The sequence below is a fragment of the Pseudomonas monsensis genome, assembly GCF_014268495.2.
Taxonomy (GTDB): Bacteria; Pseudomonadota; Gammaproteobacteria; order Pseudomonadales; family Pseudomonadaceae; genus Aquipseudomonas; species Aquipseudomonas monsensis.
Window position 1 is genome coordinate 3,869,422 of the sequence record NZ_CP077087.1, and the last position, 23,019, is coordinate 3,892,440.

The window sequence follows — 23,019 nt, forward strand, 5'->3', positions numbered from 1 at the left end:
GTCTCTCTATCCCTGAGTAATGGCGTCGGCCAGTTGCATGGCGACGTAAGGGGCCATCTTGAAACCACCGCCACTGAAGCCGGAGGCCACCAGTACGCCGCCTGGCAGGCCAGGTTGCTCGCCAATCAATCCGATCGGTTGTTCGCTGTAGCAGTCGCTGTGACATAACGCGCCGGCCACCGACGCCGTCTGCAACCAGGGGAACCGGGATTGGCCCTGCTCGCGGGTCAATTGCGCGTGACGCTGGTCCAGCGCCGCATAGCCCTGACTGGCCGGCACTCGCTGCCCGGTGGGGTAACCGACATAGAAGCCTCCGGTCAGCGGGCACCAGCGCCCGTTGAGCTGGTGGGTGTCGTCGATGAAACAGGGCGCCGTCGGCAGCGCGGCCGCGCCCTTGAAGCGGGTGACCTGGATGTGCTGGTTCCAGAGGCCGAACGAATGACCGAACTGGCGGATGAGAAACTCGCTGGTGCCATTGCCCATAGCGACGATGACCCGGGTCGCATCGTAGTTGCCATTGGAGGTCAGTACACCGACAGCCCGCCGGCTCGCAGCGTCGACGCGGATCGCCTGAACCTGCACCGCATCGTGGTACACGCCGCCCTGCTCGATGGCCGAGCGCACCAGATAGTGCAGCGTTGGCCTGGCTTCCATATAACCAGACCGGGGTTCGAACAAGGCCTGCCCGGCGGCGATCGGCAAGTCCGGATAGCGCTTTGCCAGGGCCGCAGCATCGAGCAGTTGCGCTTCAATGTCTTCCTGCTCGAGCCAGCCTTGCATTTGCGCCAGGGCATGCGGCTCGGCGAAGTGCAGATAACCGGTCTGCGCAAAGGGCACCTGGCTTTGGGAGTCCTGTGCCAGACGCCGGTAAAAGTGGTAACCCTGCGCTGCAGCACGGGTCGCCTGCAACGAGGCGTGCGCCACCCGCACGATGCAACCGGACGCCCCTGTCACGCCGCTGCCCAGTTGCCTGTCATCAAGCAACAGACAGCGCTGGCCGGCCTGGCTCAGGACCTGGAAGCACGTCGCCCCGATGATGCCGGCACCGACGATGATCACATCAAATGGCTTGCTCATAGTGCCTCCGCTTCAGCGCGACTTTGAGGTCGTCAACGATCTCTCCGGCCCGAATGGCCATGTTGGAAATCAGCGTGGCGCTCAGCCCATGGGAATCTTCGGCAACGCCGGTGGAGTACAGCAGCGGCGCGGCGTCGCCCTGAAAGGCCAGGCGGTAATGACGCGAAACGCGGGTCATGCCCTCATCGCGGATCAACCGGGCCGCCAGTGCCGGGCTCAACACGCTGGCAATGCTGCGTGGCCGAAACCCCGTGGCGCACACCAGGTAATCGCAAGCGAGAGTCTGCACCTCGTTACTCATCTGCCGGGCAAACGTCACCTGCACCTGCGTGTCCTGGACCTGCGCCGACTGCAGCCGGCTCATGCGTTCGAGCACCAGGCGCTGCTGACCGCTGACCTCATCGTCATACCAGTTGCGGTAGAGCTTTTCGATCAGCGCCATGTCCACCGCGGAGTAATTGGTGGATGCGTGCGTGCGCAGAATATGTTTGCGTACATGCGGCGCGGCCGCATGGAAATCATCGACCACGTCGGCATTGAAGATTTCGTTGACGAACGGGCTGTCATCGGCCGGCGTGTAACCGTAGCGCGCCATGATCGCCGTCACGCGCATTGCCGGATGCGTCTCCAGCAGATATTCCACCGCTTCAGCCGCGCTCTGCCCTCCGCCCACCACAACGCAGTGGCCGTCGGGTTTCAGCGGTGTGTCTTGCAGGTGCGCCAGCAAATGATGAACGTGGGTGATGCGCTCACCGGCCTGAACGTTACCCGGCAACTGTGGCTCAAGGCCCAGCGAATGCACCAGCGAACGCGCGAGTAGCGAAGTCGTGGTGTCGCCGACCTGCATCTCGACCCTGAACAACGGTGAACCGTCGCCGTCCACACCACCTTCACTGATATTGACCACCCGGTGGCCGTAGAACACCTGATCGCTGAACTCTGCCGCGCACCAGCTCAGGTAATCGTGGAACTCCAGGCGCCCCGGAAAGAAGTCTTTTTTATTCGAGAATGCAGCGATGCGCCCCTTGGTGTGCAAGTAATTGACGAAGGTGAAATGGCTGCGCGGATTGCGAAAACTGGCAAGATCCTTGAGAAAGGACACCTGCATGGTCGCGTTCTTGAACAGCATGCCCTTGTGCCAACCGAAGCCGGGCGCACTGTCGACGAAAGCGACCTCCAGTTCAGGGGCCATTTCCAGCAAGGCAATGGCGAGCGAAATGTTCGAGGGGCCGAAACCGATGCCCACCACGTCATGGATTTTTTGCTTGCAAGGGCTTCTGGTCAAATCGGTTGCAAAACTCATGTGAACTCCCTTTCTACAGAATTTCAGGCTGAGCGAGGCCGCAGGAAGGTCATCGCACGACGACAGCCCCTGGGCGTTTTTTATAGGTATTGCCGGTTCGGCTAAGCGTTACTCGAACTCAAAGGCACCCTGGCGGTTGAGCGCCTGAAGCCTGGCGATGTCTTCGTCGAGCGCGGCGGCGTCAGGATTGCGTAAAAACACCGTACAGCCGTAAGTGGTGCCGTCGGTGGTCATCGCCACGTCCTGCCCCAGCACCGGCTCGGCGAAGTAGTGACTGAAACTCGCCAGCGCACGGACTTCGCGATCGAAGCGCAGGGCCTTGATGCGCCCTGGGCGGGTAATCAGAAACGAGTAATCCGCCACCGCCGCTGCCGGCGACTGGGTTGCCTGCCGATGCCCCGGCCATTGTTGCCACACCTCCTCCTGGCTGGGCCAGCCACCCAGACGGCACAGCTCTGGCAAGGGGGTGCTCGCCAGGCGTGGCGACAGCTTGATCAGGCGCGGGCCGGCGGGTGTGATCAGCACTTCGGCGTGCAACGGCCCGTGCACCAGACCCAATTGACTGGCCAGCGTTGCCAGGCGTGGCACCAGCTCGACGGGTAATGCCGCCAAGCTCAGGCTGGTGACGGCGGTGAGGTGCCGTCGCCCGTCCAGGTCCTGGGTGTGGCAGCGCCAGACATCACTGACCTCGAACCGGCCAGCGTCGAACACACCGTTGATGAATACCGGGTAACCCTGTTCGTGCACATGAATCTGGAACGGCCCCGGCGACTCGCGCAACAGTGCAGCCGCCTCGCTGGCACTGATGCCCTCGCCCCACACCAGCACCGCCGAGCCCCGCGAGCACGGCGACACTGCCGGGCGCACCACCCAGCCGCGCCCGTCGTCGGCCGGCAACTGATTGAGTGAAGCCAGTTGCCGTCCATCGAACGCCAGATCCGGGGCCAGGCTGCTGACCGCCAGATGCTGCACGCATTTATCGTAGAACGCCGCCGGGTGGCAGTGCGCCGCAAAAAAGCCGGCGGCGATGTTGGCTGGCATCGTCTGCTGCAGTTGCGCGTCATCGACGGCCAAGCGAAAACCCGTCGCTGCCTGCCTGCGCGCTGGGGCCATGCGCATCATTGCAGGCTCTCTCGGGTCGGGCCGCGGAAATGCACCGCGTCGATGTGACAGCTGCGCGGCTGGGTCAGCACAAAGCGCATGGTTTCCCAGATCGAACGGCCGTTGAGCAACTTGCCGCGAGGGTCGACCGTTTCATCCAGCCCGGTCACTTCAAAATCCGGCGGATAGAACCCGGTAACGCGGATCTGCTCGCTGGCCAGATGATGCGCCATGTTCTGGCAAAAACCGCTCAGGCCATGCTTGGCGGCAAAGAACGCCGGGTGGGCGATGGACTGGGTGAATTGCGGGACGCCACAGACCGACACCATTGCCATGATGTCAGCGGCATCCGAGCGCCGCAGGCTCGGTAACAGCGCCCGGGTCAGGGTGATCGAGCCGGTCAGGCCGGAGTTGATGGTCGAGGTGATTTCTTCGTCGCTGTCAGCCTCGCCCAGCATCCCTTCGAGCCACTGCGCCGCACTGAGCACGAGGATGTCGATCGGACGCTCGTCTGCCTGCAGGCTCTGGGCGAAGGCGCGTACCGATGCCGCGTCGGCGATATCACACTGGTAGGCGCGGGCAGAACCGCCCTCGCCCTGAATGATCTCGCACGTTGCCTGGGCGCTGGCCAATTGGCGCGCACACAGATCGACATGAGCACCTTCACGCGCCAGCCAGACCGACACGGCCTGGCCGAAATCGCGACCGCCACCGGTTACAACAACCCGTTTTTTGTTCAGCATGATCTACGTACCTGTAAGAAGCCGGCCGTCAGAGGCCTGGATGCGGAACCGTGCAGCTGCCGGAAATGTTCTTCCGATACAGATGCTCGACGATGTAATCGGCCGCATGTTCTGCCCAGTTTTCTGGCGAGATGTATTGCTCGTGTTCATCCGGCAGACACATGGACAGCATCTGGGTGTTCACCCCATTGCCCGGATCGAGGGCAACGGCGCCCACCCCTTCGGGCATGTCGGCGATGAGCGAGCCGATCAGCCCTTCAACCGCGAATTTGCTGGCACAGTACGGGCCCAGACCCCAGGAGGCCGAGCGTCCCCAGCCCGAACTGATGGCGATAAACAGACCCTGCCGGCGGTCGAGCATCGCAGGCAGGAACGCGTGCAGGGTATTCACCACGCCGAGCACGTTGACGTCCATTACGCGCTGCCAGTCTTCCACGGCGATTTCCCATGCCGGCTTGCGCTCGGTGATCACGCCGGCGTTGCAGACAACGATGTCCACCGGGCCTTCGCGACCGACCGCGTGGGCGAACTGCTGCATCTCGTCTGGCTCGGTGACCGACGCGTTGAACAGCACCGGATTGCCCTGTGCGCCGGTTGTTGCGTCAACGGCCAACTGGCATCCGTAGACCTGATGCCCGCGCGAAGCCAGCGCATGACTCAGGGCTTTGCCCAATCCTCGACTGACGCCAGTGATGGCGATCCTTAGCGGTTTGCGGGTGTTCATATTCAATAATCCTCCTTGACTGTCTGACAGGCTGCACCGAAATGCACAACCGGGTTGTCCGGCCGCAGATCAGGCACCTCAACCGCCCAATGACCCGCAGGCCATCGGGCACTCAGGGTAGAACGGTCAACCAGGGCATGACCGCTGACAAAGATGAAAGGCACTTTGCAGGCGATGGCGGCCTCGGCATCAGCGATCGCGTCGCCGAGAAACACTGCCTGCGCTGCCGCGCAATCATGCTGTTCGAGCAAGGCGTTGATCGCGGCTATCTTGGCGGTCGGCGAACCGATAATGCGCGCCATGTAGCGATCAATCCCACTGACACCCAACGCCTCGGTAATTTCCTCTTCCTTGCCGCCGCTCACGACGAAACAGGTCACGCCCTGCTCTTGCAGCAACGCCAGTAACTGCGGTGCTCCGGCGACCACCGCAGAACAGCGGTAATGGCTGCGCAAGTAGTCTTCATAACGTGCAATGCTCGCGGCCACGAAGTCTCTGGCGGCCGGCCCGCGAGGGGCGATCAGGCGCTCAAACGCCTCGAAGTGCCAGTGTCGCGCACGCCCGAAGTTGAGCCTGAAACTTTCCTTGCAGCGGTCGCGCAGCGCCTGCGGATAATGCGCCAGCGCATGATCGACAGCCGCCAGCTTCACGCCATTGGAGTCGAGCAATACGCCGTCGCAATCGAAGAACACCAGCTTCTTGCCCGCCATCACATCGCCAAGCTTGAACGTGGTCATAAGCCTGTCCTGTGCTCACGTGTATTGGTTGAGAATGTTCAGATCGAATTTGTGCGAGCCGACATGCCCGGCAATCCTGCCGATGATGTCGTTGCGTTCGAGGCACGTCAGTGGCGCGCCTTCGAACAGTTTCTGCGCATAAGTCGGATGAACATTGTGGCGCGCCTGGCAGCGATAGGTCGGTGAATACCCCCAGTTCGCCACCGCTCGCAACGGCTCGATATGCTCGGCCAGAAAACGCTCGCAGGCGTCCATCGTGTGCGCTTCAGACTTGAGCAGTGCCAGGGTCTCGGTAGGCGCGTTCCCTGCACCCCGGCCCAAACCGGCGAAGGTGCCGTCGGCAAACCTGGCCCCTGCCCCGAGCGCTGCGTGCGTGTTCGCCACGGCCAGCCCGTAGTTGTCATGGGCGTGAAAGCCCAGTGGCAAAGCCGTCATCTCTGCCCCCTGCCGGAACAAGCGGTGAACCTGATCCGGCAACAGGCGCCCGAAACTGTCGGCAAAATACAGCGCGGCAAGCGGCTCGCCGTCGAGACGGCGCAGGATCCGCGCCAGCTCATCCGCCGGCAACTCACCGATCTGCATCAGATTGAGCATCACTTCCAGTCCATGCCCGGCCAGCGCCTGCGCCAGCGCCAGACTCGCTTGCACCTCATTGCTCTTGGCGGCGATGCGCAAAATATCAATGCGGAACGGCGTGCGCCGAACGGCCGCCACTATCAGCCGGGCAGCCGCCTGTGGCGATTGTCCGACGATTTGCCCGGCGTCGATCATCACCGTCACTTTCATCGAGCCGGGGTTGATCAGTTCGCGTTGCTGCGCCGTCAAAGACTCGGGCAACGCCTTGTAAGAACCGGTATATGAGGTAGTGGCACCCGGATCGAGGTTCAGGTAACCCAGTTCGACGATGTCCACGCCGGTGGCCAGGCAAGTACCGAAGTACTGCCGGGCCATGGCATCGGAAAACCGCCAGTCGGTCTGGAACCCGCCGTCACGGAAGGTGCAATCCATTAACGCGAATGACTGTCTCCGATCGGTCATTTTTGGTTGCCTGCCGTATCGACGGTCCAGTCGTAGACCTGCTCCAGACGCCACCAGTTGAGTTCGGTGTCGTTACCGGCAATGCGCTTCAACAGCGGATTCTGTTCGCCGTGCATCTGGTCATCCCATGCCTGCACCGCCGGGTGGAAAGACAAGGCATGGCTGAAGTCACGCAGCGGGTCGAATTGCTCGTGGGCTTCAACCTGCATGAACAGTGTGTTCGGCGGCAACAGGTAAATCGACATGCGTTGCAGACCAATTTCGCGAAGTACACCGTGGTCGCCGGCAATTTGCTCCGGCACTTGACGATGCAACTTCTTATACAACTCAACGGCTTCTTTACTGGTCAACTGAATAGAAAAACCAAAACGCTTCATGAGTAACTTCCTTATTACTGGGTGACGAATTCAAGTAATTGGTCATAAACCTTTTCGACTTCGCGAAGGGTTTCCGGGTCCATGCTGAAATCCACTGGCGGGCGGATCAATGTGTTACTCATCAATCGACGACGTTTTAGCAGGTGCTTCGACAACTGCAAGTAACAGTCGATACTGGCCATCATATGGCACATCAAATAGGACAGCGGGTAGCCGATGGCTCTGGCGAGTTTGTCATCGCCAACTTTCAATGCGTTCCACAGCGCCACGGTGATTTCGGCGATTTCCGTGGCCGGAATCACGCCCGCCAGCCCGCGTTGATAGGTGTCGACGAGCATCATGCCGCCGTCGCCTTCGAAAATCCGTGCCTGACCAGCAGTCGCGTCACGCAGCAGCGACACTTTCGGGGCGGTTGGCGCAGACTCCGGCTTGAACTGCACTTTTTGCGGGCCGAAGGTCTCGAGCAAGCGCGCCTGAACCGCGATCGACATCGGCCGTTTGGCCAGCGACTTGGCATGATGCACCAGCACCGGAATGCGCACGCTTTCGATCACATTGGCGAAATACACATACATCTGTTCGTCATCGAGCGCCCACATTGACGGGTGCATGACCAGCAGTGCATCACAACCCGCCTGCTCGGCCTGGCGCGAGTATTCCACGGCCTGGGCGATACTTTCACCCCCCGTGCTCATGATTGCCAGACCCTTATCACCGGTTTGTTCAGCGATCAATTCTGCGAGTTTGAAACGCTCGCCGGCCGTCAGGCGCGAGACCTCGGAAATCTGCCCGATGACCACGCCGTCGCACCCCGTGTGCAAGATGTGTTCGATTTGCAGACGCAGGGCCGAAGTGTCCAGAGAAAGGTCAGTGTTGTAGGGAAGAATGGCGACCGGTAGGACACCTTGGATGGGAGCTTTCGTCATGCCTGATATTCCTTATCAAAGTTCGACGCAAAAGACTAAGAGAGTAACTAAATTGTCCTGCCACCTTTAACAACGAGGCTATCGACCAAATATTTACTGCAACAAAACGCTCGATTAACGAAGCGGTTAGTTTAACTATTCGGTACAAAATCGAGCATTAAAGCCCGCGGCATCGACATCGTGATTTCCACACTTTTCATACAACTTAGTGAACTTCGAAGTCGCGGCGAAGTTAATGGCGAGCAGGATTATTGTCCAATCTGTAGTTATTTCAAATTATTACATTACGCAGAAGCACAAAATCTCATCTTCGCTAAAAAACAAATATTTCTTTTTATTTCCAACATGTAACTAAATTTGTTTCCGCACTCGCCCAATAATGTTCGCGCGCGCTCGTACTTCGCCCGCCGAATAAACTCCAGAACTTTCGTTAAACAATCACCCCTCGGGGTGCAGCAGCGCAATTGCTCTATCGACTCACCCACAGTCGTACTCGGCAGTGACGGCCGTCAGGCAAATGAGCGAAGGGTTTGGCGAAGGGCCGACAGACTTGTCAGCCTGATGACGGAGGTCAAGGAAGTGTTTTCTCTCTCGAGTGACCTTGCGTCACATCGAGAGGATCGGTTCTGGCAGTACCGCCCGTTAGCGGTCGGGATCGACACGAACCCCTTGCAACATCAACTTCAGAGTCTGCAGTGACTGGGTCAGGCGTTCGGTCCCCTCTTCGGCCCTCGCAATCCACAGCGAAGCCTCGGTCAGCGCACCGTAAACCAGGCGTGCCAACGCCTCCGCGTCCAACTCGCGCACCACGCCCTTGAGTTGCAAGCGTCGCAGAATTTCGCGCATCGAAGCGATGCAATGCTGTTGCTCTTCCACCGACACCGCCCCAAGCACGGCGGGCGCTTCCTGTAACACGATGCGCTGAATATCTTTTTCCTGGGCCATTTGCAGAAACGCCCGGCAGCGCCCCCAAAAACCTTCCCATTGATCGGGCGCGGCATCGGAAATCGCCGAGAGGCGCGCCTCCATCTCGGCGTCGATCTGCTCCACCACCGCCGCCAGCAAGCCTTTTTTGTCACCGAAGTGGTGATAAAGCGCCCCCCGCGTCAGTCCGGCTCCGGCCGTGAAATCATCCATCGACGCCTGGGCGTAACCCAGCCGCGTAAAGGCCTCGCGGCCGGCCGCAAGCAACCTGGCACGGGTATCTTCGATCATTTCGGCACGGTTTCGACGAACCATCAGGCACTCCTCAAATCATTTGACATACGTCGCGTACGTCAATAAATTCCCTCACATACGCAGCGTATGCATTTTCAGCGCTGAAGCCATTGCAGGCAAGTCAATCGGCCCAGGAGAGTGTGCGCTGATGGTCAATTCTTACCGTGAACTGTTCACCCAACCTGGCACTCACGGTTTTGCCCTGGCGGGTCTGGTGGCCCGTTTTCCGCTGGCCATGGCCGGTATCGGCATCATCACCATGCTGGCGATGATGCGGGACAATTACGCGCTGGCGGGCGCCGTGGCGGCCACGTTCGCCCTGACGCTCGCGGTGCTGGCGCCACAGATCTCGCGGCTGGTCGACCGCTTCGGGCAACGCCAGGTACTCCCGGGCGCTGCAGCAATCAGTTGCGCCGGCCTGCTTGCACTGCCGGCCTGTGCCTACTGGCAGTTGCCGGACTGGACCCTGTTCGTGGGTGCCGTAATGTCGGGCTTCATGCCCAGCATGTCCGCGATGTCCCGGGCGCGCTGGACACTGATTTACCGCGGCACAGCGAAACTGAACACTGCCTACGCCCTGGAATCGGTGCTGGACGAAGTCACTTTTATTGTCGGCCCGCCACTGGCGGTGGGTCTGAGTGTGGCGCTGTTCCCCGAGGCTGGACCACTGGTGACGGCGTTGTTGCTGGCCATCGGGGTGTATGCCTTCGTCAGTCAGCGGGGTAGCGAACCATCCGTTCGGGCGACCTCCGGGGTGCCACAGACGTCGATGATTCGCGTGGGTGGCATTCGCATCCTTGCACTGTTGATGGTGGCCATGGGCATGATTGTCGGCACCATTGATGTGGTCAGCGTGGCCTTTGCCCAGTCTCAAGGCCAGCCCGTCGCCGCCAGTATCGTGTTGTCGGCATATGCCCTGGGTTCCTGCGTCGCCGGCCTGACGTTCGGGGCGATGAAACTGCAAGTGCCTTTATCGCGCCTGTTTCTACTGTGCGGGCTGGCGACGGCCATCACGACTGTGCCGTTGTTATGGGCCAGCAATGTGCTCGGGTTGTCACTGGCCGTACTGGTTGCGGGGGTGTTTTTTGCCCCGACCCTGATCGTGGCAATGACCCTTGCCGAACAGATGGTTGCGCCCGAGCGTCTGACCGAAGCATTGACCTGGTTGATTTCAGGGCTTGGCGTGGGCGTCGCGCTGGGCGCAGCGGCAACAGGTCAAGTCGTGGATGAATTCGGCGCCCGCCAGGGGGCGATCGTCGCGCTGGTCGCCGGCCTGATCGTGCTCGGCGTTGCGCTGTACGGCCATCGTCGCTTGAAACCGGACATGGCCATCGTCGCGCAAGCGACCTGAACGGTCAGGCTGTTTGCCATCGGCCCCTACAAATCACGTGCCCACGTCTGGCTGACCAGTGCCTTGCCGAAACGGTTGACCGCCTCCTCTTCCACCAATTCAAACCCCGCCTTCTGATAAATCTGGCGCGCCGCCGTCAGGTTGCTGGTAGTCCACAGGGTCATTCGTGTGTAACCGATCTGCCGGGCAAAGCGCAGGCACTCATCAACCAGGCGACGGCCGATGCCCAGTCCCCGGGCACTGGCGTCAACGTAGAGCATGCGCAGTTTCGCGGTGGTTTCATCCTGTCGCACGACGAATACCGAGCCGATAACCTTGCCGTCCTTCTCGGCGATCCAGCAGCGCTCGCAAGCCGGGTCGAAGTCACGCAGGTATTTCGCGATGACCTCGGCCACCAACGCTTCGAATTCCGAGTTCCAGCCGTACTCACGGCTATAGAGGGCGGCCTGCTGCTGCATCACCGTGCCCATGTCGCCGGGTTGCGGATCACGCAGCACGTAGGTCGAGTCCGGGTGGTTCTGCAAAAGCGTCTGGATCAGTGTCATGGCGCCGAGCAATTGTTGTTGCTGCGGCTCGGTCAGGCGCTGAAGCATGGCGACCACTTGTTCGCGGGAAGCTTGTTCAAGGGGGACGAGGATTTCCCGGCCCAGCTCGGTGAGGTGCAGTAGAGCTGCGCGGGCATCGGTGGGCGAAGGGACTTTCTGGATCAGGCCCTTCTTCTCGAAACCGCTGATCAGGCGGCTCATGTAGCCGGCATCCAGGCTCAGCATCTGGCGCAGGTCGGCGCTGGTCAGGTCACCACGCGAAGCCAGTTCATAAAGGATGCGCAGCTCGGTCAGCGAGTATTCGCTCTGCAGCAGATGCTCCTGCAGCACGCCGATCTGCTGGGTATAGAAGCGGTTGAAACTGCGCACGATGTCGGCGTGCTGGAACAGATCGGTGCTGGACATGACCCATGCTCGAATGATTGCCTAAGGCAACTATATATTTGCCTTTAGCAATCATGTCAATGCCCTACCTGCACTTGGCCAGCACCACCTGACAGGTGTCCGGAGTGCCACCGGAACGCCCGGCATACCGGATGCAATTGTTCATCGACTTCTGCCGCGCCATATTCAGGCTCGAACCCCACGCCAGACCGCCTTCGCCCACCGTCGGCACGGCTTTGGCGTAGCAACTGTCGCCGATGCCCGAAGGTGGATAGTGTTTGCGGCTGGAACACCCCGTGCCGAGCGCCAGGCTGACGATGATCAGGGTCGGCAAGACCCACCCGCGGCATCGGGGCAAACGTGTTTTGCGCATTGCGTTTTACCTGTCGCAAGGAGGTCGTCAGTCTGCCGAGTCTAGCCGTTCGCCGTTGTCGACCTGCACAAATCTTCTAAACGCCGGTCGTCATTGCGCGGTATTTTATCGGGCCGCACCGTTCATGCTGATCTCTGGAGCCTGCCGTGGATAAACGCAACTGGATCGAGCTGTCCCAGGATGTCGACACCGGGATTGAATCGATTCGTGCCCATTTTCAGGGGCATGCCTATGACCCGCACTGGCATGACAGTTTTCTGGTCGGCGTGACCGAGCAAGGTGTGCAGCAATTCAATTGCCGCCGCGTGCGCCACCGCAGTACGCCGGGCCAGGTCTTTTTGCTGGAACCGGGGGAAATCCACGACGGTCAGGCCCCCACGGACGACGGGTTCACCTATTCGATGCTGTACCTTGATCCGCACTGGCTGGAGCGCGAACTGCACGCGTTGTTCGAAGACGCCCCGGCCAACACTCAACCCGGTTTTGCCGATACCTTGAGCCAGGACCCGCGCCTGTCCACGGCGATCAATCAGGCCTTCCACGCCCTGCATGACGGCGACTTGCGCATCGTCCGCCAGACAGCCATCGACAGCCTGTTGGCTTCGCTCACCCGCCATCTCGACTGGCGCAAGCGCCAGGATTTCGATCCGCGCCTGCCGCTGGTGGCCCAAGTGGCCCGGGATTACCTGCATGCCCACGCCTTTGATGACATCGGCCTGGATCAACTGGCCAACGCCTGCAAGGTCGATCGCTTCCGTTTGACCCGCGCCTTCAAGGCCGCTTTTGGGCTGGCGCCGCACGCTTATCTGATCCAGTTGCGCCTGGCCAAGGCGCGTCAGTTGCTGGCCCGTGGCGAGTCGCCGGCGCAGGTCGCCAGCGTGCTCGGCTTCGCCGATCAAAGCCACCTGGGCCGCTGGTTCAAGCGCGCCTACCAACTGACGCCAGCGGACTACCGCAAGCGCTGCTCAAACCTTCCAGACTGACGCACGCCAGCTGACGATCATGGAGACCTGTGTTCACGTTCAGGAATCCGAATCATGGCGTCATTGCTGCCCTTTCTACTGTTTGCTTTCGTGGCTTCGATCACTCCGGGGCCGACCAATATTCTGGTGTTGAGCCACAGTTCGCGTCGGGGACTGAGCGCGACATTGCCGATCATTTTCGGGGCCTGCGCGGCGGCGGCATTGATCGTGTTGGTGGTCGGGCTCGGCGCCGGCGAAACCCTGTCGCGTTTGCCCCGCGTCCAACAAGCCATGGCCTGGGCGGGCGTGCTCTGGTTGAGTTGGCTGGCGTGGCAGATCTTCCGCAGTGCGCCCCCGGCCCTGGACTCGACCGAAGCACAAGATGAAGGGTTCAGCGTACTCGGTGCGGCGATGTTGCAACTGGTCAATCCCAAGGTGTGGATGATGGCCGTGGCAGTGGTCAGTGTGTTTGTCGGTGGTGGTGACAAGACCGTGCGCTTGCTGGTGCTGTCGCTGGCATTTCTGCTGGTGTCGTTGCCCTGCATGACGTTCTGGGCGCTGCTTGGCGTCGGCAGTGCACGGCTGTTCGGCAGCCCACAGGCGTTCAAGCGCATGAATGCGGTATTGGCGCTGTTGCTGCTGCTTTCCGCCTGGCTGACGGTCCTGCTCTGAGCGGGCTGACCTGAAGTCAGGCAAGCACCTGTGGCGAGGGGATTTATCCCCGTTCGGCTGCGCAGCAGTCGTAAATCTGAATACTCGGTATGCCTGAAGGAATGAGTGGCCAGGTTTTGGGGCTGCTGCGCAGCCCGGCGGGGATAAATCCTCTCACCACAGGTTGGATTTCTTACGGTTGGGGCTGCATGGGAACGCAGGCGATGATCTCAGCGCGATGTCGCCTGGCGATATTCGCGGGGGGTGAAGCCGGTGGAGGCCTTGAACTGGCGGGTGAAGGCACTGTGGTCGGTGTAACCGCATTGCAGCGCCACGTCGGTGATCGGCAAATCGGTGTGCAGCAAGCGATGGGCGTGTTCCAGGCGCACCTTCTGAATCATCTGTCGTGGCGTCAGGTGAAAGACGCGCTTGCAGTAGCGCTCCAGTTGCGCCACCGAAATACCGGCGATTCGCGTCAATTCGCCCAACGTGACGCGGCGATTGAAGTGGCTGCGAATATGCTCGTCGACTGCGGCCAGGCGCTCGAATGCCGGATGCGTTTCACTGGCCGATTGCAGATCGACCGAGATACCCGCCAGCCCGATGATCAGCCCGTCGCGGTTGTACAACGGGTGCTTGTGGGTCAGGCACCAACCCGGTTCACGACTGCCGTACAGGTGCAGTTCCAGCTGATCCTCCAGCACAAAGCCCTCCTCCAGCACCTTGCGATCCTGCTCGGTGTACCCCGGCCCGAGTTGCGCGGGGAACACCTGCGCGCTGGTTTTCCCCAGCAACGGGCGTAAATCCTTCAAGCCACAGCGCTGCACCAATGTGCGATTGGCGAGGACATAACGCGCCTGCAGATCCTTGATGAAAATCACCGCACTGGGGATCACGTCGAGCATCGGCAACAGCAGCGCGGCGCCGGCTACCAGTTCTTCCAGGGTTTGCGGGCGGCCTTGCGACAACATCGAAAACGCACTCTGCATCGAAGAGTTCTCCCCCGTTGGTGCTTCAGGCCAGTGCTCGCCCAAGGCGTTCGCACGCAGATTGCAGCATCGCCGAAAGCCTGTCGAGCAGCAGCGTTTCTCTGCGCGACTGTGCCGATTTCGTCATCCAACCCGGTGCAAAACATCAATCGCCGCAAGGTCGATCAGTTCAAAGTCTGGCCGTCCCAGTGACACAACTGCCTATCCAATAACTCACAAGAAGGCGATGCCATGTCAGGCCAAGGCAAGTTCAAAAAACAGCTTTCATTGATCGACCTCACATTTATCGGGCTCGGTGCGATCTTCGGTTCCGGCTGGTTGTTCGCGGCCAGTCATGTGTCGGCCATTGCCGGCCCGGCGGGGATTTTTTCCTGGCTGCTGGGCGGGTTCGCCGTGTTGTTGCTGGGTATCGTTTACTGCGAACTGGGCGCGGCATTACCCCGAGCCGGCGGTGTGGTGCGCTACCCGGTTTACTCCCACGGGCCACTGCTCGGTTACCTGATGGGTTTCATCACCCTGATCGCGTTTTCCAGTCTGGTGGCGATTGAAGTGGTTGCCTCGCGCCAATACGCCGCGGCGTGGTTTCCCGGCCTGACCAAAGCGGGCAGCGGCGATCCGACGATCCTCGGCTGGCTGGTGCAGTTCGCCCTGCTCTGCGTATTTTTCCTGCTCAACTACCGCAGCGTGAAGACCTTCGCCAAGGCCAACAACCTGGTCAGCGTGTTCAAGTTCATCGTGCCGCTGCTGGTGATCGGGGTGCTGTTCACCTTCTTCAAACCGGAGAACTTTCAGATTCAGGGTTTCGCGCCGTTCGGCCTGTCGGGCATCGAGATGGCGGTGTCGGCAGGCGGGGTGATCTTTGCTTACCTGGGCCTGACACCGATCATCTCGGTGGCCAGCGAAGTGAAGAATCCCCAACGCACCATTCCGATTGCGCTGATCCTCTCGGTGCTGTTGTCGACCGCCATTTACGTATTGCTGCAAACCGCGTTCCTCGGCGGCATTCCAACGGAAATGCTCGCCGACGGCTGGGCCGGCATCAACAAGGCATTCGCCCTGCCATACCGCGACATCGCCCTGGCACTGGGGGTGGGCTGGCTGGCGTATCTGGTGGTGGCCGACGCGGTGATCTCGCCGAGCGGTTGCGGCAACATTTATATGAACGCTACCCCGCGCGTGATCTACGGCTGGGCGCAGACCGGCACCTTCTTCAAGGTTTTTACCCACATCGACGAGAAGTCCGGCATCCCGCGTCCGGCGCTGTGGCTGACCTTCGCCCTGTCGGTGTTCTGGACCCTGCCGTTCCCGTCGTGGGAAGCGCTGATCAACGTGGTTTCCGCTGCCCTGGTGTTGAGCTACGCCGTGGCCCCGGTGTCGGTCGCCGCGTTGCGCCGCAGCGCGCCGGACCTGCCGCGTCCCTTCCGGGTCAAGTGCATGGGCGTGCTCGGGCCGGTGTCGTTCATCATCGCCGCGCTGATCGTCTACTGGTCCGGCTGGAACACCGTGTCGTGGCTGCTCGGCCTGCAGATTCTGATGTTCGTCGTCTACTTGCTGTGCGCTCGTTTCGTGCCAACCGCGCACCTGAGCCTGAGCCGTCAGGTGCGCTCGTCGGCGTGGCTGATCGCCTTCTACGCGGTGACCATCGTGCTGTCGAAACTCGGCACCTTCGGCGGCCTGGGCATCCTCGCCCACCCTTTCGACACCCTCGTCGTCGCCGCTTGCGCCACCGGCATTTACTACTGGGGCGCCGCCACCGGCGTACCGGCGCACCTGCTGCGCCTTGAAGCGGACGACGAGGAAAGTGAAGTCGCCGACACCGCTTCCACCGTGCATGCGCGCCCTGCCGGCGCCTACTGAAATCACTCAACGGGACACCTTCATGAAACGCATACACGTCATTGATTCCCACACCGGCGGTGAGCCCACGCGCCTGGTGATGCACGGTTTTCCCGCCCTGTCCGGCGACACCATGGTGGAGAAACGCGAGGCTCTGCGCACTCAGCACGATGGCTGGCGCCGCGCCTGCCTGCTCGAACCGCGCGGCAACGACGTGCTGGTCGGCGCACTGTATTGCGAGCCGGTGTCGGCGGACGCCACGTGCGGGGTGATTTTCTTCAACAACGCCGGTTACCTCGGCATGTGCGGCCACGGCACCATCGGCCTGATCAACTCGTTGCAGTTTCTGGGGCACATCAAGCCTGGCGTGCACAAGATCGACACACCGGTCGGTCCGGTCAGCGCCACGTTGCATGACGACGGCAACGTGACCCTGGGCAACGTGCACGCCTACCGCTACCGCAAACAGGTATCGGTGGACGTGCCCGGTTTCGGCCGCGTGTGCGGTGATATTGCCTATGGCGGCAACTGGTTCTTCCTCGTCTCCGAGCACGGCCAGCCCCTGAGCATGGACAACGTCGAGCACCTCACCGCCTACACCTGGGCGATGCTCAAAGCCCTCGAAGAACAAGGCATTCACGGCGAAGACGGTGCGCTCATCGACCACATCGAACTGTTCGCTGACGATGCCCACGCCGACAGCCGCAACTTTGTCATGTGCCCGGGCAAGGCCTACGACCGCTCGCCCTGCGGCACCGGCACCAGCGCCAAACTCGCCTGCCTGGCCGCCGACGACAAGCTGCAACCCGGCGCGCGCTGGGTGCAGGCCAGCATCACCGGCAGCCAGTTCGAAGGCCGCTTCGAATGGGAAGGCGAACGCATCCGCCCGTTCATCACCGGCCGCGCTTTTATAACCGCTGACAGCACCCTGCTGATCGACGAACAAGACCCGTTCGCGTGGGGCATCTGAGCCGCCGCGTTGACTATTCACCTCCCTTTGAATGATGTGCCAAGGAGTTAAGACAATGAGCGACAACATCTTCACCGGTTGCATGCCGGCCCTGATGACCCCGTGCACCGCCCAGCGCAAACCGGACTTCGACAAGCTGGTGGCCAAGGGTCGCGAGCTGATCGATATCGGCATGAGCGCCGTGGTCTATTGCGGTTCGATGGGCGACTGGCCGCTGCTCACCGAAGCCGAGCGTCAGGAGGGCGTGGCACGCCTGGTCGCAGCAGGAATTCCGACCATCGTCGGCACCGGTGCGGTGAACACTCGCGAAGCGGTGTCCCACGCAGCCCACGCGGCGAACGTCGGCGCACAAGGCTTGATGGTGATTCCGCGGGTGCTGTCCCGTGGTGCTTCGGCCGCGGCGCAAAAAGCCCACTTCGCGGCAATCCTGCAAGCTGCGCCAAACCTGCCGGCGGTGATCTACAACAGCCCTTACTACGGCTTCGCCACCCGCGCCGAGCTGTTCTTCGAACTGCGCCGCGAGTACCCGAACCTGATCGGCTTCAAAGAGTTCGGCGGCGGCGCCGACCTGCGGTATGCCGCCGAAAACATCACCTCCAAGGATGACGACGTAACCCTGATGGTCGGTGTCGACACCCAGGTGGTGCACGGTTTCGTCAACTGCAACGCCACCGGCGCGATCACCGGTATCGGCAACGCCTTGCCCCGTGAAGTGCTGCAACTGGTCGCCCTGAGCAAGCAAGCGGCCAAGGGTGACGCCAAGGCGCGGCGCCAGGCACGCGAGCTGGAATCGGCACTGGCGGTGCTGTCCTCGTTCGACGAGGGCTGCGATCTGGTGCTGTATTACAAACACCTGATGGTGCTCAACGGTGACAAGGAATACACCCTGCACTTTAACGAGACCGACACGTTGAGCGACGCCCAACGGCGTTACGCGGAAAACCAGTATTCGCTGTTCCGCCACTGGTACGAGAACTGGTCGGCCGAGCAGCACTTCGCCTGACCTGGCGCCCTCGCCTGCCGTGACGCCTTGCGCCTCACGGCAGGCCTCACCTTATTCATCAGGAAGACACCATGACTCTGACGGGCCACATGTTGATCGGGCAACACACCGTCGCGGGCAATCGCGACGCCATTCGCGGCCTCGACCCGGCCACCGATACCGCGCTGGAACCGGCATATTTCGGCGGTTCAGCCGAGCATGTCGAACAGGCTTGCGCACTGGCCTGGGCCGCTCTGGACCGTTATCGCGAGACGACCCTGAGTGCCCGTGGCGAATTTCTTGAGCGCATCGCCGAGGAAATCGAAGACCTGGGCGATGAACTGATCGACCGCGCCGCCAGCGAAACCGGTCTGCCGCGTGCACGGTTGCTGGGCGAACGCGGTCGCACCTGTCAGCAGTTGCGGATGTTCGCCCGCACCGTACGTGCCGGTGAATGGCTCGATGTGCGGGTCGATCCGGCTCAGCCGCAGCGTCAACCGTTGCCGCGTTCGGACCTGCGCCAGCGCCAGATCCCGTTGGGACCGGTGGCGGTGTTCGGCGCGAGCAACTTCCCGCTGGCATTCTCGGTAGCCGGCGGGGATACAGCATCGGCGCTGGCGGCCGGTTGCCCGGTAATTGTCAAGGCGCACGGCGCGCATCCCGGCACCAGCGAACTGGTTGGCCGCGCCGTGACTCGGGCGGTTAAAGCCTGTGATGTGCCCGAAGGCGTGTTTTCGTTGGTATACGGCTCCGGTCGCGAATTGGGCATTGCGCTGGTCAGTGATCGACGAATCAAAGCGGTCGGCTTCACCGGTTCGCGCAGCGGCGGTCTGACCTTGATTCAGGCCGCGCAGGCACGGCCCGAGCCGATTCCGGTGTATGCGGAAATGAGTTCGATCAACCCGGTGCTGCTGTTTCCGGCGGCCTTGCACCAACGCACGCAGGCCTTGGCCGAAGGCTTTGTCGCCTCGCTGACCCTGGGTGCCGGACAGTTCTGCACCAACCCCGGGCTGGTGATTGCGCGCCAGGGGCCGGCGCTGGATGCCTTCGTTGGCCGCGTTGCCGAGCGCCTTCAGCTCAGCCCGGCACAGACCATGCTCACGCCGGACATCTGCAGTGCTTACAAGGCTGGCGTGAATGCACTGGCGCAAAACAGTCGCGCCCGGATCGCCGCCAGCGGTCAGATCGCCGGTGGCCCGAACGCGTGTCAGGCCCATGTATTTGCCACCGATGCTGCCGATTTCCTCACCGATCACAGTCTGCAAGCGGAAGTGTTCGGCGCGGCGTCGTTGATTGTGCAGTGCGCCAGTGACGCTGAAATTCGCCGGGTGATCGAGCATCTGGAAGGCCAATTGACAACGACTCTGCAGCTGGATGACGACGACCTTGAACTCGCCCGTTCACTGCTGCCGACCCTGGAACGCAAGGCCGGCCGCCTGCTGGTCAACGGCTGGCCGACCGGCGTGGAAGTCTGCGATGCGATGGTGCATGGCGGCCCGTTTCCGGCCACCTCCGACGCGCGCACAACCTCGGTGGGCAGCGCGGCAATCCTGCGTTTCCTGCGTCCGGTGTGTTACCAGGACTTCCCCGACAGCCTGTTGCCGAGCGCATTGAAACAGGCCAATCCGCTGCATCTGCGTCGGCTGTTCGATGGCCAAAGGGAAGCGTCAATCTATGCCGAATAACGTCTCCCATGACATCGCCGTGGTCGGCGCCGGCATCATTGGCGTCGCCTGCGCCCTGCGTCTGGCGCGCCAGGGCCAGCGCGTGGTGGTCATCGACCAACAGGAACCCGGTCACGGTGCCTCGTTCGGCAATGCCGGGCATCTGGCCACCGAGCAGGTGTTTCCGATTGCCGATGTGTCGATCCTCAAACGCTTGCCGGCCATGTTGATGGACCCGATGGGGCCGCTGCGGCTGGACTGGAAATACCTGCCGCGTGCGCTGCCGTGGTTCACGCGACTGCTGCTGAATCTGCGCCCGGAGCCGTTTCGGCGAACCGTCGCTGGATTGCGCGCGCTCAATGAGTCCAGCCTCGATGCCTGGCAACGCTTGCTCACGGAGATCGAGCGCCCCGACCTGCTGAAAGTCGACGGTTCCTTGCTGGTGTTCGAACGAGGTGAATCACGCCAGGCCATCGAAGCGCTTCAGGCGCGCCTGCGTCAGCAGCAAGTGCCGGTGGATTTCTGGCACGCCGGCGCGATCCGGGACGCGGCGCCGCAGCTTAGCGAACAGATTCAGGGCGGTTTATTCTTCCCGCGCACCGGCCACTTTATCGATCCGTATCGGGTGGTGGGCGAACTGGTCGAAGCAGCGAAAGCCTGCGGCGTGAGTTTCGTCAAACAACAGGTACAGGGCGGCGCTGTGCTGGAACACGGTGTATCGCTGGCCACCGCATCGGGTAGCCTGAGCGCGCGCCGCGTATTGATTGCCTGCGGTGCACACTCGGCGAAACTCACCGCCGCGTTGACAGGCAGGACAGTGCCACTGGACACCGAGCGCGGCTACCACCTGATGCTGCCGACGGAGCACAATCGACTGCCCTTCGCGGTCACCTCGCTGGAACGCAAGTTCATCATGACGCCGATGTCCGAAGGCTTGCGGCTGGCCGGCACCGTCGAGTTCGCCGGCCTGGAACGCCCGCCGAGCATGGCCCGTGCGTGGCAGTTGCATCGCTTGAGTCAGGGCTTGTTTCGCAAGGATCTGAGCGCTGAAGCCGCCACGCCGTGGATGGGCTTTCGGCCGTCGTTGCCGGATTCGCTGCCGGTAATTGACCAGGTCTGCGATGGCAAAGTGTTGCTTGCGTTCGGGCATCAGCATTTGGGGCTGACGCAGGCGGCGGTGACGGCGGAGATGGTCGTCGAGATGGCGTTATCGACAGCGCTGAATCAGGTGAATGATTTACCCGCCCTCTCGCCCTACAGGCTTGCGCGTTTCTGAATCAGCGAGAGGTACCGGCCAGCGATGAAATTTTCTGCCCTTGCCACTGGCAACGGCAGGAATCCGGGCTAGCTTAAACCGTACCTCTCCCCATTCTCCGTGGTCGTCAGCAGTCCGGAATAACGCTCTTCACAGCGTTGCAAGGATGAGAGTGTGTGCGCAAAACCCGCCAGTCAGCTCACTGGAGCGCAGCACCCATGGACGCCTTTGCTGGAACCACTGTTCCCTATCGCCCTCAGCCCTGCTGCCAACGTTTTGGGGTTCCCTCGCGATTTCCTGTGCCTGATTGAACTCTCGACAATCACTATCAGCGAGCGTGAAAAATGAAAATCAACCTGCCCACCGTGGGGCCTATCGTCGGATTCACCGACCCCAATCAGACACGTTTGTTTCTGCGTGGCGAACTCGAGCGGGACGCGCACGGTCTGCGGCGCGCTTTCGGCGTTGTACGCTGGCGCAAGCTCGGCGGCCAGAAATGGTCGGATCCGCTCTTCAACAAACTGTCGCCGAACTTCGACATGACCGGTGTGTTCGCCATCTCCAGCCTGACCCCGTCGACCGTTTACGAGTATCAGGCGGGCTGGTTTTTTGCCGATGCCGAACTGGAAAAAATTGAACAGATCAACGCAAACCTGCTGGAGTGGCCGACACCGGACGCTGACTTCACCATGTCATTCAAAACCAGCACCACCAGCACCACGGGGTCGCGAAGCTATGTGGTCGGCTCGTGTCGCTACCTGCTGCGCCTGTTTGGCGGTCTCTGGTATGACGACCGGGGCGACAAGGTCTTTCGCTCTGTACTCGAACAGATTGACAAGAAAAAACCCGTCGACGCGCTGCTGATGATTGGCGACCAGATCTACGCCGATGACCTCAACTTCGTTGCCCCCGATACCCGCCTCGATCAGTTTCTGGAGCGCTATCGCACGGTGTTTTCACAGACCTACATCCAGCAATTGATGGCTCGCGTGCCGACGTACATGATTCTGGACGACCATGAAATCGAAGATAACTGGCCAGCCAATGCCGACAAGCAGGATCGCGTGACGCTCTATCCCCATGCCATCCACGCCTATCAAATCTACCAGAGCAGCCACAGCCCGCTCTTTAGCGCGGACGGCGCAGGCCGTATCGAAGGCACCCTTTCACACTTCTGGTACAGCTTCGTCGATGGCTGCTCGGAGTGGTTCGTCATGGACTCACGCACAGAGCGAGACTTGTCCGCAACGCCTCCAACCATGGTCAGCGAGACGCAACTCAAGGCGCTCCTGGACTGGCTGGGCAACGGTAGCCAATTGGTGAAGTTCGTCGTGACTTCAGTCCCGTTGTTTCCTGATCTGTTGAATGATGCCGGCGATAAATGGGGCGCGTTTGCCGAACAGCGTCGCTTGATCATCGAACACATCCGCAACAATAAGATCAGCAAGGTGATCTTCGTTTCCGGCGACGTGCATTGCTCTTTCGTCAGCAAGCTGACCCTGGACAGCGATCCGAGCTTCAGTGTCCACAGCGTGGTTTCATCGTCGTTCTTCTGGCCGTACCCGCACATGAGTAAAACCGAATTCGCCTTCGACACCCAGCTTACCGGGATACCGGGCGGCAACTTTGTCACGCGGTTGCTCTCGGATGTGTACTCCGACGATAACTTCGCCAGGCTGGAAAGCAGTCTTAAAGGGGTCGACGTAAACTTTTTCGAACGCAAGGGGGGATCCCTGGGACCGGCAACGAAAATCAAGTTCTAGCGCCCGGAAACACGAAAGCCTGCCCGAGGGCAGGCTTTCGATTGACGGCG

22 protein-coding genes are annotated in these 23,019 nt (G+C 61.2%); 9 read left to right on the forward strand and 13 right to left on the reverse strand.

Annotated features, from left to right (window positions below; translation table 11 throughout):
- Positions 1–6: 6 nt before the first annotated feature.
- The 10 genes from HV782_RS17065 to HV782_RS17110 all read right to left on the reverse strand — a co-directional run bounded on the left by HV782_RS17065 (position 7) and on the right by HV782_RS17110 (position 9,265).
- Positions 7–1,077, reverse strand: a complete 1,071-nt coding sequence (locus HV782_RS17065; protein ID WP_128616185.1) for an NAD(P)/FAD-dependent oxidoreductase — start codon at positions 1,075–1,077, stop codon at positions 7–9.
- Entirely contained in the window at positions 1,061–2,380 is a 1,320-nt protein-coding gene (locus HV782_RS17070; protein ID WP_128616186.1) for a lysine N(6)-hydroxylase/L-ornithine N(5)-oxygenase family protein, read from the reverse strand. The genes HV782_RS17065 and HV782_RS17070 overlap by 17 nt, the downstream gene beginning before the upstream one ends.
- A 108-nt stretch (positions 2,381–2,488) precedes the next feature.
- The gene (locus HV782_RS17075; RefSeq protein WP_186748161.1) at positions 2,489–3,502 is read right to left on the reverse strand and encodes a hypothetical protein; all 1,014 of its coding nucleotides are present in this window, start codon (positions 3,500–3,502) and stop codon (positions 2,489–2,491) included.
- Positions 3,499–4,224: an SDR family oxidoreductase gene (locus HV782_RS17080; protein ID WP_123462906.1), complete on the reverse strand. Its 726-nt coding sequence runs from the start codon at positions 4,222–4,224 to the stop codon at positions 3,499–3,501. The genes HV782_RS17075 and HV782_RS17080 overlap by 4 nt, the downstream gene beginning before the upstream one ends.
- Positions 4,225–4,252: 28 nt before the next feature.
- Positions 4,253–4,948: an SDR family oxidoreductase gene (locus HV782_RS17085; RefSeq protein ID WP_225931024.1), complete on the reverse strand. Its 696-nt coding sequence runs from the start codon at positions 4,946–4,948 to the stop codon at positions 4,253–4,255.
- 2 nt (positions 4,949–4,950) lie between these two features.
- Positions 4,951–5,685, reverse strand: coding sequence for an HAD family hydrolase (locus HV782_RS17090; protein ID WP_123462901.1), 735 nt, complete (start codon positions 5,683–5,685; stop codon positions 4,951–4,953).
- Positions 5,686–5,700: 15 nt separating this feature from the next.
- Positions 5,701–6,723: a hydroxymethylglutaryl-CoA lyase-like TIM-barrel protein gene (locus HV782_RS17095; protein ID WP_186748159.1), complete on the reverse strand. Its 1,023-nt coding sequence runs from the start codon at positions 6,721–6,723 to the stop codon at positions 5,701–5,703.
- Positions 6,720–7,100, reverse strand: coding sequence for an L-rhamnose mutarotase (locus HV782_RS17100; protein ID WP_128616192.1), 381 nt, complete (start codon positions 7,098–7,100; stop codon positions 6,720–6,722). Before HV782_RS17100 ends, HV782_RS17095 begins: the two co-directional genes overlap by 4 nt.
- A 14-nt stretch (positions 7,101–7,114) precedes the next feature.
- Positions 7,115–8,026 (reverse strand): dihydrodipicolinate synthase family protein, encoded by a 912-nt coding sequence (locus HV782_RS17105; RefSeq protein WP_123462895.1) that lies wholly within the window; start codon positions 8,024–8,026, stop codon positions 7,115–7,117.
- A 642-nt stretch (positions 8,027–8,668) separates the two neighbouring features.
- Entirely contained in the window at positions 8,669–9,265 is a 597-nt protein-coding gene (locus tag HV782_RS17110; RefSeq protein ID WP_186748158.1) for a TetR/AcrR family transcriptional regulator, read from the reverse strand.
- A 127-nt stretch (positions 9,266–9,392) separates the two neighbouring features.
- Here HV782_RS17110 and HV782_RS17115 point away from each other — a divergent pair, with 127 nt between their 5' ends.
- Complete coding sequence (locus HV782_RS17115) at positions 9,393–10,595, forward strand: MFS transporter (RefSeq protein ID WP_186748157.1); 1,203 nt, start codon at positions 9,393–9,395, stop codon at positions 10,593–10,595.
- Between the two features lie 26 nt (positions 10,596–10,621).
- Here HV782_RS17115 and HV782_RS17120 read toward each other — a convergent pair whose 3' ends face one another.
- Positions 10,622–11,545, reverse strand: coding sequence for a bifunctional helix-turn-helix transcriptional regulator/GNAT family N-acetyltransferase (locus tag HV782_RS17120; RefSeq protein ID WP_128616196.1), 924 nt, complete (start codon positions 11,543–11,545; stop codon positions 10,622–10,624).
- A 64-nt stretch (positions 11,546–11,609) separates the two neighbouring features.
- Positions 11,610–11,897 (reverse strand): hypothetical protein, encoded by a 288-nt coding sequence (locus tag HV782_RS17125; protein ID WP_123462887.1) that lies wholly within the window; start codon positions 11,895–11,897, stop codon positions 11,610–11,612.
- Between the two features lie 146 nt (positions 11,898–12,043).
- Between HV782_RS17125 and HV782_RS17130 the strand changes: the two genes are divergently transcribed.
- Together HV782_RS17130 and HV782_RS17135 are read left to right on the forward strand one after the other, a co-directional pair.
- Positions 12,044–12,880, forward strand: coding sequence for an AraC family transcriptional regulator (locus HV782_RS17130; RefSeq protein WP_128616198.1), 837 nt, complete (start codon positions 12,044–12,046; stop codon positions 12,878–12,880).
- A gap of 54 nt (positions 12,881–12,934) precedes the next feature.
- Entirely contained in the window at positions 12,935–13,531 is a 597-nt protein-coding gene (locus tag HV782_RS17135) for a LysE family translocator (protein WP_128616199.1), read from the forward strand.
- 209 nt (positions 13,532–13,740) lie between these two features.
- On the opposite strand, the gene HV782_RS17140 is transcribed toward HV782_RS17135, so the two are convergent.
- Positions 13,741–14,499, reverse strand: a complete 759-nt coding sequence (locus tag HV782_RS17140) for an AraC family transcriptional regulator (RefSeq protein ID WP_186748156.1) — start codon at positions 14,497–14,499, stop codon at positions 13,741–13,743.
- 231 nt (positions 14,500–14,730) lie between these two features.
- On the opposite strand from HV782_RS17140, the gene HV782_RS17145 reads away from it, so the two are divergent.
- From HV782_RS17145 to HV782_RS17170, 6 genes are all read left to right on the forward strand, one after another.
- On the forward strand, positions 14,731–16,356 hold the full coding sequence (locus HV782_RS17145) for an APC family permease (protein ID WP_186748155.1): 1,626 nt from the start codon (positions 14,731–14,733) through the stop codon (positions 16,354–16,356).
- A 22-nt stretch (positions 16,357–16,378) separates the two neighbouring features.
- Positions 16,379–17,305, forward strand: a complete 927-nt coding sequence (locus tag HV782_RS17150; RefSeq protein ID WP_186748154.1) for a 4-hydroxyproline epimerase — start codon at positions 16,379–16,381, stop codon at positions 17,303–17,305.
- Positions 17,306–17,360: 55 nt separating this feature from the next.
- Positions 17,361–18,308, forward strand: a complete 948-nt coding sequence (locus tag HV782_RS17155) for a dihydrodipicolinate synthase family protein (protein ID WP_123462877.1) — start codon at positions 17,361–17,363, stop codon at positions 18,306–18,308.
- Positions 18,309–18,379: 71 nt separating this feature from the next.
- Positions 18,380–19,972, forward strand: coding sequence for an aldehyde dehydrogenase (NADP(+)) (locus HV782_RS17160; RefSeq protein WP_186748153.1), 1,593 nt, complete (start codon positions 18,380–18,382; stop codon positions 19,970–19,972).
- Positions 19,962–21,227, forward strand: coding sequence for an NAD(P)/FAD-dependent oxidoreductase (locus tag HV782_RS17165; protein ID WP_186748152.1), 1,266 nt, complete (start codon positions 19,962–19,964; stop codon positions 21,225–21,227). Before HV782_RS17160 ends, HV782_RS17165 begins: the two co-directional genes overlap by 11 nt.
- Before the next feature lie 323 nt (positions 21,228–21,550).
- Entirely contained in the window at positions 21,551–22,969 is a 1,419-nt protein-coding gene (locus HV782_RS17170; protein ID WP_186748151.1) for an alkaline phosphatase D family protein, read from the forward strand.
- Positions 22,970–23,019 lie beyond the last annotated feature (50 nt).

What these genes read in the sequence shown, in the direction of transcription:
- HV782_RS17065 (WP_128616185.1), bottom strand. Translation starts at nt 1,077, where the DNA reads ATGAGCAAGCCATTTGATGTGATCATCGTCGGTGCCGGCATCATCGGG.
- HV782_RS17070 (WP_128616186.1), bottom strand. Translation starts at nt 2,380, where the DNA reads ATGAGTTTTGCAACCGATTTGACCAGAAGCCCTTGCAAGCAAAAAATC.
- HV782_RS17075 (WP_186748161.1), bottom strand. Translation starts at nt 3,502, where the DNA reads ATGATGCGCATGGCCCCAGCGCGCAGGCAGGCAGCGACGGGTTTTCGC.
- HV782_RS17080 (WP_123462906.1), bottom strand. Translation starts at nt 4,224, where the DNA reads ATGCTGAACAAAAAACGGGTTGTTGTAACCGGTGGCGGTCGCGATTTC.
- HV782_RS17085 (WP_225931024.1), bottom strand. Translation starts at nt 4,948, where the DNA reads ATGAACACCCGCAAACCGCTAAGGATCGCCATCACTGGCGTCAGTCGA.
- HV782_RS17090 (WP_123462901.1), bottom strand. Translation starts at nt 5,685, where the DNA reads ATGACCACGTTCAAGCTTGGCGATGTGATGGCGGGCAAGAAGCTGGTG.
- HV782_RS17095 (WP_186748159.1), bottom strand. Translation starts at nt 6,723, where the DNA reads ATGACCGATCGGAGACAGTCATTCGCGTTAATGGATTGCACCTTCCGT.
- HV782_RS17100 (WP_128616192.1), bottom strand. Translation starts at nt 7,100, where the DNA reads ATGAAGCGTTTTGGTTTTTCTATTCAGTTGACCAGTAAAGAAGCCGTT.
- HV782_RS17105 (WP_123462895.1), bottom strand. Translation starts at nt 8,026, where the DNA reads ATGACGAAAGCTCCCATCCAAGGTGTCCTACCGGTCGCCATTCTTCCC.
- HV782_RS17110 (WP_186748158.1), bottom strand. Translation starts at nt 9,265, where the DNA reads ATGGTTCGTCGAAACCGTGCCGAAATGATCGAAGATACCCGTGCCAGG.
- HV782_RS17115 (WP_186748157.1), top strand. Translation starts at nt 9,393, where the DNA reads ATGGTCAATTCTTACCGTGAACTGTTCACCCAACCTGGCACTCACGGT.
- HV782_RS17120 (WP_128616196.1), bottom strand. Translation starts at nt 11,545, where the DNA reads ATGTCCAGCACCGATCTGTTCCAGCACGCCGACATCGTGCGCAGTTTC.
- HV782_RS17125 (WP_123462887.1), bottom strand. Translation starts at nt 11,897, where the DNA reads ATGCGCAAAACACGTTTGCCCCGATGCCGCGGGTGGGTCTTGCCGACC.
- HV782_RS17135 (WP_128616199.1), top strand. Translation starts at nt 12,935, where the DNA reads ATGGCGTCATTGCTGCCCTTTCTACTGTTTGCTTTCGTGGCTTCGATC.
- HV782_RS17140 (WP_186748156.1), bottom strand. Translation starts at nt 14,499, where the DNA reads ATGCAGAGTGCGTTTTCGATGTTGTCGCAAGGCCGCCCGCAAACCCTG.
- HV782_RS17145 (WP_186748155.1), top strand. Translation starts at nt 14,731, where the DNA reads ATGTCAGGCCAAGGCAAGTTCAAAAAACAGCTTTCATTGATCGACCTC.
- HV782_RS17150 (WP_186748154.1), top strand. Translation starts at nt 16,379, where the DNA reads ATGAAACGCATACACGTCATTGATTCCCACACCGGCGGTGAGCCCACG.
- HV782_RS17155 (WP_123462877.1), top strand. Translation starts at nt 17,361, where the DNA reads ATGAGCGACAACATCTTCACCGGTTGCATGCCGGCCCTGATGACCCCG.
- HV782_RS17160 (WP_186748153.1), top strand. Translation starts at nt 18,380, where the DNA reads ATGACTCTGACGGGCCACATGTTGATCGGGCAACACACCGTCGCGGGC.
- HV782_RS17165 (WP_186748152.1), top strand. Translation starts at nt 19,962, where the DNA reads ATGCCGAATAACGTCTCCCATGACATCGCCGTGGTCGGCGCCGGCATC.
- HV782_RS17170 (WP_186748151.1), top strand. Translation starts at nt 21,551, where the DNA reads ATGAAAATCAACCTGCCCACCGTGGGGCCTATCGTCGGATTCACCGAC.